This is a genomic window from Ideonella azotifigens (assembly GCF_006519715.1).
Taxonomy (GTDB): Bacteria; Pseudomonadota; Gammaproteobacteria; order Burkholderiales; family Burkholderiaceae_C; genus Ideonella; species Ideonella azotifigens.
This window is the reverse complement of sequence record NZ_VIDT01001048.1, coordinates 1-1,375: the sequence shown is the minus strand read 5'-3', so window position 1 is coordinate 1,375 and position 1,375 is coordinate 1. Positions and strand designations below refer to the sequence as shown.

Here is a 1,375-nt window from a genome sequence, read left to right as displayed (position 1 = left end):
GCGCGAAGCGGCCGAGTTCGTCGGCCTGGGCGGCCGCGGGCCGGTCCTCGTCGGCAGCCCCACGCAGGTGGCGGACCAGCTCGAAGACTGGATCGACCGCACCGGCATCGACGGCTTCAACCTGACCTACGCGCTGAGCCATGAAACCATGGAAGACGTGGTGCGCTGGGTCGTGCCCGAGCTGCAGCGCCGTGGGCGCTACCGCACGGCCTACACGCCCGGCTCGCTGCGCCACAAGCTGTTTGCCCAGGGCGACCGGCTGCCGGCCGAGCACGCCGGCCGGCAGGTGAAGCTGGGCACCACGACATCCTGACGCCTCTACGAAAGCAGTACCCGATGCAACGTCGCTCCGTTCTCTCGCTGGCCGGCGCCACGCTGGCCCCCGCGGTGATTCCCGTGCTGGGCCACGCCGCCGACACCCTCACCGAGCTGCGGCTGGACTACGCCACCTACTCGCCCGTCAGCCTGGTGCTGAAGAAGTTCGGCTGGCTGGAGGAAGACTTGAAGCGCGACGGCATCGCCGTCAAGTGGGTCTTCAGCGCCGGCAGCAACCGGGCATTGGAATACCTCAATGCCAACAGCATCGACATCGGCTCCTCCGCCGGCCTGGCCGCACTGCTGGCCAAGGCCAATGGCAACCCGATCCGCACACCCTACATCTTCTCGCGCCCCGAGTGGACCGCGCTGGTCGTGCCCAAGGATTCGCCGATCAAGACCCTGGCCGACCTGAAGGGCAAGAAGATCGCCGCGACCAAGGGCACGGACCCGTACCTGTTCCTGCTGCGCGCGCTGCAGACCGTGAAGCTGCACCGCAGCGACATCGAGCACGTCGGACTGCAGCATGCCGACGGCCGCGCCGCGCTGGAGCAGGGCCGGGTGGACGCCTGGGCCGGGCTGGACCCGATGATGGCCGCCAGTGAGCTGGACGCCGGCTCGCGCCTGCTCTACCGCAACGTGGCCTTCAACACCTACGGCTTCCTGAACGTGCGCGAGGACTTCCTGGCCAGGCAGCCGGCGCTGGTCAAGCGCGTGATCGCCGCCTACGAGCGCGCCCGGCTGTGGACCATCGCCAACACCAGCGAGGCCGCGCGCATCCTCAGCGAGGAGGCCAAGGTCTCGCTGCAGGTCGCGCTGCTGCAGCTCAAGCTGCGCACCGACCTGAGCCAGCCGCAACCATCGGCCGAACACATCAAGGCCTTGCAGGCCGCCGCGCCCATCCTGCTGGAAGAGCAGCTGGTCAAGCCCGGCACCGACCTGGTCAAGACGGTGGAGGCGCTGGTCGACACGCGCTTTGCGCAAGGCCTGATCAAGGCCTGAGGCTTTCGGACATGGCCGCCGACCCGACGATGCTGGACGCCGCTGCAGCGCCCACTGC

1 protein-coding gene and 1 pseudogene are annotated in these 1,375 nt (G+C 68.9%); both read left to right on the top strand.

The features are described 5' to 3' along the window. Window positions 1-313: pseudogene (locus FKP22_RS30470) on the top strand (5,10-methylene tetrahydromethanopterin reductase); the annotation flags it as partial. 23 nt (window positions 314-336) lie between these two features. Further along, window positions 337-1,317 (top strand): aliphatic sulfonate ABC transporter substrate-binding protein, encoded by a 981-nt coding sequence (locus FKP22_RS30465; protein ID WP_141291939.1) that lies wholly within the window; start codon window positions 337-339, stop codon window positions 1,315-1,317. Window positions 1,318-1,375 lie beyond the last annotated feature (58 nt).

Coding starts and splice junctions, on each gene's coding strand:
- FKP22_RS30465 (WP_141291939.1), top strand. CDS start 337: ATGCAACGTCGCTCCGTTCTCTCGCTGGCCGGCGCCACGCTGGCCCCC.